Raw genomic sequence first — 7084 nt, 5'->3', positions numbered from 1 at the left:
GGCGTTCTCGCCGCCGCCCGACCCCCCGCCGCTCGTGCCGTCGCCGCCGCCGTCCGACGAGGCACCGGTGGAGCCGGAGTCCGCGGAGGAGCCCGACGTGTCGTCGTCGGAGCCGCCGCACGCGGTCAGCGCGACGGCGAGGCCCGCCGCTCCGGCCGCCGCCACGACGGTTCGACGGGCGGGTCCCGATGCGGATGTGAGCGATGCGCTGGTCATGCCGGTGTGTCCCTTCCGGGGTTGCGTGATCTGGGGAGAGGTACGGTCAGCGGGCCCACGCTGTTCATGCGATGCCGAGAGCTTGGCGTGTCCGCGGTCTGGCGGGCGTAAGTCACGGCTGTCGTTTCGCTGTCGGGCCCCGGGGCGTCCCGCACGGGTCGCCTCCGACGTGCGGCGACACGCCAGTAGCCTGGTGCGATGCTGAAGGAAGTCACCGCGACCCGTTTCATCGCGCCGCTGCGCGAGGGCGGCTCGCTGCCGGGACTGATCGAGGCCGACGACCTCGGCGCGTACGTGCTGAAGTTCGCCGGCGCCGGGCAGGGCCGCAAGACGCTGGTCGCCGAGGTCGTCTGCGGGGAACTCGCCCGCCGGCTGGGGCTGAGGGTGCCCCGCCTGGTCACCGTCGAGCTCGACCCCGTGCTGGGGCTCGGCGAGCCCGAGCCGGAGGTGCAGCGGCTGCTGAAGTCCAGCGGCGGCACCAACCTCGGCATGGACTTCCTCTCCGGTGCCCTCGGTTTCGATCCGCTCGCCTTCGAGGTGAGTCCGGAGGAGGCCGGGCGGATCGTCTGGTTCGACGCGCTGGTGAACAACGTCGACCGCTCCTGGCGCAACCCCAACATGCTCCGGTGGCGCGGCGAACTGTGGCTCATCGACCACGGCGCGACCATGATCTGGCACCACAACTGGCCCGGCGCGGCAGCCTCCGCCGCCCGCCCCTACGACGCCTCCGACCACGCCCTGAAGCCGTTCGCGCCGGACGTCGCGTCCGCCGCGGCCCGGCTCGCGCCACAGATCACCGAGGAACTGCTCGCCGAGGTCACCGCGGAGATCCCCGACCTCTGGCTGACCGGCGAGCCCGGCTTCGACACCCCGGACGAGCTCCGGTCGGCCTACGCGCGGCCGCTGATCGCCCGCGCGGCCACCGTCCACCACGACATCCACGGCCTCGAGGGGGACCAGTGAGCGACCGGTACGTCTTCGAGTACGCGCTGCTGCGGGTCGTACCGCGCATCGAACGCGGGGAGTGCGTCAACGCCGGGGTGCTCGTGTACTGCCGCCCCAGGTCGTTCGTCGCGGCCCGCACCCATCTCGACGAGGCGCGGCTGCTGGCCCTCGACCCGAAGGCCGACGTGCCCGGCGTACGGGCCGCGCTGCGCGCCGTCGAGGGTGTCTGCGCGGGCGGGGACGCGGCGGGACAGGCGGCGCGGGACGACGCCGGACGGCGCTTCCGCTGGCTGGTCGCACCCCGGTCCACCATCCTCCAGCCCGGCCCCGTGCACACCGGGCTCACCGCCGATCCGGCGGCGGAGGCGGAACGGCTGCTGGAGTCGCTCGTACTCGTACGCTGACCGAGGCCGTCCACGTCCCGTCAGGCCCGGTGGCGTTTCACCAGACAACCGATCGCGGCCACGGCGCCCGTCACGAACGTCGCGCCGATGCCCAGGTCCCAGTCGCTCGGCCCGGACCCCGACGAGCCGCCCAGCCCGCCCTGCACACCGCGCGTCGGCGCGACGGAGGCGGGAGTCGTGGGCGCGACGGATGTCCTGGTGGGGGTCACGGTCGGGACGGGAGTCGGGGTCGGGGCCGGGGTGGGAGTCACGGTCCGGGTGGGCACGGCGGCCGTCGGCGACGGTGACCGGACGGGCGGGGCGGTCGTCGGTGACGATGACGGTGACGGCGGCCGGGCCGGTGCCGGGGTGGAGGGGGCCGGACGGAAGGTGGACGACGTGAGACCGCGCCGGGGCAGTGCCTCGCAGGCCACTCCGTCGTCCGGGCCCGGGTCCTCGTCGAGCCGGTGCGGATCGCTCCGGTCCGTGTCGAAGAAGACCTGCGCGTCCTCCTGGTAGGTGAAGTCGCCGCAGTCCAGGTCCTGGGCGTGAGCGGTGTCGGCCAACGGCACGATCGCGGCGAGCGCGATCAGCGTGCCCATGGCACCGGTGCGACGGCGCATGAACGCCTCCTTTCCGGCCGCGGGTGGCTCGCGTCTCGACGCTAGGGGCCGGCCGGCGCGAGGGCGCGCAGCGCTGGGCCGTTCGGGTGCTCCGCGCGGATGCCGGGCGTGCGACGGCCACGGCGGGCGGAAGAAGGCCCCGCGCGGGGAATGGATCACACACGCGCGGTGTGCCGTTGACACCGGGTGCCAGGGCTTCTAGCGTCACGTCTGCTGAAGGTACTAAGCGGTCGCTCACCGATTCCGGTCCGGCCGCAGGAGCCGCATCCCAAGCGCGAGGAGAAGCAGCAATGTCCACCACTGAGCAGCGGGTCGCGGTCGTCACCGGCGCCGCGCGCGGCATCGGCGCCGCCACCGCCGTACGACTGGCCGCCGAGGGCCGCGCGGTCGCCGTGATCGACCTCGACGAGGCCGCCTGCAAGGACACCGTCGAGAAGATCACCGCCGCCGGCGGCAAGGCGATCGCGGTCGGTTGCGACGTCTCCGACGAGGCGCAGGTCGAGGCGGCCGTCGCGCGGATCGCCGAGGAGCTCGGCGCGCCCACGATCCTCGTCAACAACGCGGGCGTGCTGCGCGACAACCTGCTGTTCAAGATGAGCGTCTCCGACTGGGACACCGTCATGAACGTGCACCTGCGCGGCGCGTTCCTGATGTCGAAGGCCTGTCAGAAGCACATGGTGGACGCCGGGTTCGGCCGGATCGTCAACCTGTCGTCCTCCTCCGCGCTCGGCAACCGCGGCCAGGTCAACTACTCGGCGGCCAAGGCCGGTCTCCAGGGATTCACCAAGACCCTCGCCAAGGAGCTCGGCAAGTTCGGCGTCACCGCCAACGCCGTCGCCCCCGGCTTCATCGCCACCGAGATGACCAAGGCCACCGCCGACCGCGTCGGCATGGGCTTCGAGGACTTCAAGGCCGCCGCCGCCACCCAGATCCCGGTCGCCCGCGTCGGCGAGCCCGAGGACATCGCCAACGCGATCGCCTTCTTCACGGGCGAGGCCGCCGGCTTCGTCTCCGGCCAGGTGCTGTACGTCGCCGGCGGACCGCTCGACTAGGAAGACCGGGAACATGACTGCTGTGGAACTCTCGGGCAAGGTCGCCCTGATCACCGGCGCCAGCCGCGGCATCGGCTACGGCGTCGCCGAGGCGCTGGTCGCGCGCGGCGACCGGGTCTGCATCACGGGCCGGGGCGAGGACGCCCTCAAGGAGGCCGTCGAGAAGCTCGGCGCCGACCGCGCCGTCTACGTCGCGGGCAAGGCGCACGACGAGGCCCATCAGGCCCTCGCCGTCGAGCGCGTGATGGAGGCCTTCGGCCGGGTCGACTACCTGGTCAACAACGCCGGTACCAACCCGGTGTTCGGGCCGATCGCCGACCTCGACCTGAACGTGGCGCGCAAGGTGTTCGAGACCAACGTGATCTCGGCGCTGGGCTTCGCGCAGAAGACCTGGCACGCCTGGCAGAAGGACAACGGCGGCGCGATCGTCAACATCGCCTCCGTCGCGGGCATCGCGCCCTCGCCGTTCATCGCCGCCTACGGCGTCAGCAAGGCCGCGCTGATCAACCTGACCCAGCAGCTGGCGCACGAGTTCGCGCCCAAGGTGCGGGTCAACGCCATCGCCCCGGCCGTGGTGAAGACCAAGTTCGCGCAGGCGCTGTACGAGGGCCGGGAGGCGGAGGCCGCAGCCGGCTACCCGCTGGGCCGGCTCGGCGTGCCCTCCGACATCGGCGGTGCCGCCGCGTTCCTCACCTCGGACCAGTCGGACTGGGTCACCGGCCAGACCCTGGTCGTCGACGGCGGCATCTTCCTCAACGCCGGCGTCGCCTGAACCGGACGTCCCGCGCGGTGCGGCACGTGTGCCGCGCGGGACGGTTCCACGCGCCGCGCGGGTGACGCGAGTGCCCGCGCGGGGCCCCTGTTCGACGATCCGGCACGGGCGTCCGTCGACGAAAACGGCGCCCGTGCCGGCGTATCGGGGTCGCGACGGTGCGTGACAACGTAGTCATCGGGAAGTCGATCTCAAGGGTCGTACAGAGAGGGGTCAACGGGGCGAACACTGCGGTATGGTCTGCCGACTCTTGGGACGGCAGATCGAGGAGCGTGCGCGTGTTCAACCGGAACCGATGCCTGCGGCGGGTGGCGGCCATCGCGTCCATATCGTCCTTGGTGACCGGATGCGGCGTCCTGTCGTCCGACACCTCGGACGACGAGGGACCCATCGTCGTGGGAACCACCAGCTCGCCCAGCACGCTGGATCCTGCCGCCTCCTGGGACAGCTCCTGGGAGCTGTTCCGCAACATCTACCAGACCCTGCTGAGCTACCCGGTCGGCGCGAGCACCCCGCAGCCGGACGCCGCCAAGAGCTGCGAGTTCTCCGACGGCTCCAACCAGGTGTTCCGCTGCGAGCTGCGCGAGGGGCTGACGTTCTCCGACGGCAGCACCCTCGACGCCAAGGCCGTCAAGCACTCCATCGACCGGATCCGGAAGATCAACGTCAACGGCGGCCCGGCCGGTCTGCTGGGCAGCCTCGAACGGGTGCAGGCGCCCAGCGAGCGCGAGGTCGTCTTCTACCTCAACAAGCCGGACGCCACCTTCCCGTTCGTGCTCGCCACCCCGGCGATGTCCATCGTCGGCCCCGACGCCTACCCGGCCGACGCCCTGCGCGAGGACGACGGCGTCGTAGGCTCGGGGCCCTACACCCTCCAGTCGTACAAGGAGGGCGAGGAGGCCGAACTCGTCCGCAACGACCGCTACGAGGGCTTCGCCGAACGCCAGAACAACGCGGTGACCATCCGCTACTTCCAGGACTCCGGCACCATGGTCAAGGCACTGCGGGACGACCGGATCGACCTGACCTACCGGGGTCTGGCGGCGGACGACATCATCGATCTCCAGGGCAAGACCTCCAAGGAGGAGGAGCTCCAGCTGATCGACGGCACCGGGACGGACATCAACTACCTGGTGTTCAACCCGGAGGACCCGTGGGCCGGCAGGAAGGCGGTGCGCCAGGCCGTCGCCCAGGTCGTCGACCGCGCGGCGATCGCGCACAAGGTCTACAAGGACACCGTCGACCCGCTGTACTCCATGGTCCCCAAGGGCCTGACCGGGCACACCACCGGCTTCTTCGACGACTACGGCGAGCCCAGCGTGTCCAAGGCCCGGCGGATCCTCGCCGAGGCGGGCATCACCGAGCCGGTCCCGCTCACCCTCTGGTACACCACGGACCGCTACGGCTCCGAGACCGCCCTGGAGTTCAAGGAGCTCGAGCGGCAGCTGGAGGCGTCGAAGCTGTTCGACATCACGCTCAAGAGCCGTCCCTGGAAGACGTACGTCGAGGGCTACCAGAAGGGTGAGTACCCGGTGTTCGGGCGCGGCTGGGCCCCCGACTTCCCGGACGCGGACAACTTCATCGCCCCGTTCGTCGGCAAGCAGAACGCGCTCGGCACACCCTACGAGGCGACCGAGATCACGGACGACCTGCTGCCCAGTTCCCGCCGGGAGAGCGACCGCGGGAACGTGGTGAAGCAGTTCGAGGAGGCCCAGCAGATCCTCGTCGACCACGTGCGGCTGCTGCCGCTGTGGCAGGGCCGGCCGTACGTGGCGGCGAGCCGCGACATCTCGGGAGCGGAGCGGTCCCTGGACCCGTCCACGATCATGATGTTGTGGCAGCTCTCCCGGAAGACGAGCTGGTAGAGGCCGGGTACGGCCGTCCGCCGGGCGGGTTGTCAGTGGTCGCCTGTAGGTTCTGTGGTCTGGAAGCGACCGCACACGTAAGGACATTGACGTGACCGACATCGCCATGCTGCCCGAGTCCTGGCGCGGGGTTCTGGGCGACGAGCTGCAGCAGCCCTACTTCAAGGAGCTGACCGAGTTCGTCGAGGAGGAGCGGGCGAACGGTCCGGTCTACCCGCCCCGCGAGGAGGTCTTCGCGGCGCTGGAGGCCACGCCGTACGACAAGGTGAAGGTCCTGGTCCTCGGCCAGGACCCCTACCACGGCGAGGGCCAGGGGCACGGCCTGTGCTTCTCCGTCCGCCCGGGGGTGAGGATCCCCCCGTCCCTGCGCAACATCTACAAGGAGATGCACGCCGAGCTGGGCACGCCCGTCCCGGACAACGGCTATCTGATGCCGTGGGCCGAGCAGGGAGTGCTGCTGCTCAACGCGGTCCTCACGGTCCGCGCCGGTGAGGCCAACTCGCACAAGGGCAAGGGCTGGGAGCTGTTCACCGACGCGGTGATCCGCGCGGTGGCGGACCGCCCCGACCCGGCGGTCTTCGTGCTGTGGGGCAACTACGCGCAGAAGAAGCTGCCGCTGATCGACGAGAGCCGGCACGTGGTGGTCAAGGGGGCGCACCCCTCGCCGCTGTCCGCGAAGAAGTTCTTCGGGTCCCGGCCGTTCACGCAGATCAACGAGGCGGTGGCCGCGCAGGGCCACGAGCCGATCGACTGGACGATCCCGAACCTGGGCTGACGTCACCTCGCCGGGTGCGGAGCGCTCCATCGGCCCGCACCCGGACCGCTCGAGGCGCTACGGAGCGGCTTGTCCGGTATTGCCCCGGCCTGCGGTTAGCGTCGGGGGCGACAGTCGGCGAGCGGTGCGGAGGACGTGGTGGCGGAGCGACGGGAGCAGGCGGCGCCGGACGCCGTGCTCACACGGATCGGTCAGGTCGTGATGCTGCACCACGCGGGGGACCGTGAGGAGGCCCGGCACCGGTTGCTCGGCCTGTGGGCGGAGATCGGCGAGCACGGGGACCCGCTGCACCGCTGCACCCTGGCCCACTACCTCGCCGACACACAGGACGACCCCGAGGACGAACTGGCCTGGGACCTGCGGGCGCTGACGGCGGCCGAGGAGGTCGCGGACGACCGCGTCGGCGGATACGGGGAATCCCCCGCCGTGCGCGCGCTCTACCCGTCCCTGCAG

General features: G+C 71.3%; 7 protein-coding genes and 2 pseudogenes. 7 read left to right on the top strand and 2 right to left on the bottom strand.

The window, feature by feature from the left end:
- A pseudogene (locus tag B7767_RS41025) lies at window positions 1-216 on the bottom strand (Rieske (2Fe-2S) protein); the annotation flags it as partial.
- Between the two features lie 198 nt (window positions 217-414).
- Here B7767_RS41025 and B7767_RS41020 point away from each other — a divergent pair.
- Entirely contained in the window at window positions 415-1179 is a 765-nt protein-coding gene (locus B7767_RS41020) for a HipA family kinase (RefSeq protein ID WP_085576310.1), read from the top strand.
- Window positions 1176-1565, top strand: coding sequence for a DUF3037 domain-containing protein (locus B7767_RS41015; protein WP_085576309.1), 390 nt, complete (start codon window positions 1176-1178; stop codon window positions 1563-1565). Before B7767_RS41020 ends, B7767_RS41015 begins: the two co-directional genes overlap by 4 nt.
- 20 nt (window positions 1566-1585) lie before the next feature.
- On the opposite strand, the gene B7767_RS41010 is transcribed toward B7767_RS41015, so the two are convergent.
- Window positions 1586-2167 (bottom strand): excalibur calcium-binding protein, encoded by a 582-nt coding sequence (locus tag B7767_RS41010; RefSeq protein ID WP_085576308.1) that lies wholly within the window; start codon window positions 2165-2167, stop codon window positions 1586-1588.
- Between the two features lie 290 nt (window positions 2168-2457).
- On the opposite strand from B7767_RS41010, the gene fabG reads away from it, so the two are divergent.
- From fabG to B7767_RS40985, 5 genes and pseudogenes are all read left to right on the top strand, one after another.
- On the top strand, window positions 2458-3219 hold the full coding sequence (gene fabG / locus B7767_RS41005) for a 3-oxoacyl-ACP reductase FabG (RefSeq protein ID WP_030865253.1): 762 nt from the start codon (window positions 2458-2460) through the stop codon (window positions 3217-3219).
- Between the two features lie 13 nt (window positions 3220-3232).
- Complete coding sequence (locus tag B7767_RS41000) at window positions 3233-3991, top strand: SDR family oxidoreductase (RefSeq protein WP_085576307.1); 759 nt, start codon at window positions 3233-3235, stop codon at window positions 3989-3991.
- A gap of 278 nt (window positions 3992-4269) precedes the next feature.
- Window positions 4270-5856 carry an ABC transporter substrate-binding protein gene (locus tag B7767_RS40995; RefSeq protein ID WP_085576306.1) on the top strand — a complete coding sequence of 529 codons (1587 nt, stop codon included), beginning with the start codon at window positions 4270-4272 and terminating at the stop codon, window positions 5854-5856.
- Window positions 5857-5947: 91 nt separating this feature from the next.
- A complete protein-coding gene (gene ung, locus B7767_RS40990) occupies window positions 5948-6631 on the top strand; it encodes a uracil-DNA glycosylase (RefSeq protein WP_085576305.1) in 684 nt (227 codons plus the stop codon).
- 138 nt (window positions 6632-6769) lie between these two features.
- Window positions 6770-7084: pseudogene (locus B7767_RS40985) on the top strand (hypothetical protein); the annotation flags it as partial.

It is taken from the genome of Streptomyces sp. 13-12-16, from assembly GCF_002114215.1.
Taxonomy (GTDB): domain Bacteria; phylum Actinomycetota; class Actinomycetes; order Streptomycetales; family Streptomycetaceae; genus Streptomyces.
The sequence above is the reverse complement of the archived record's forward strand: the minus strand, read 5'-3'. Positions and strand labels throughout refer to the sequence as shown.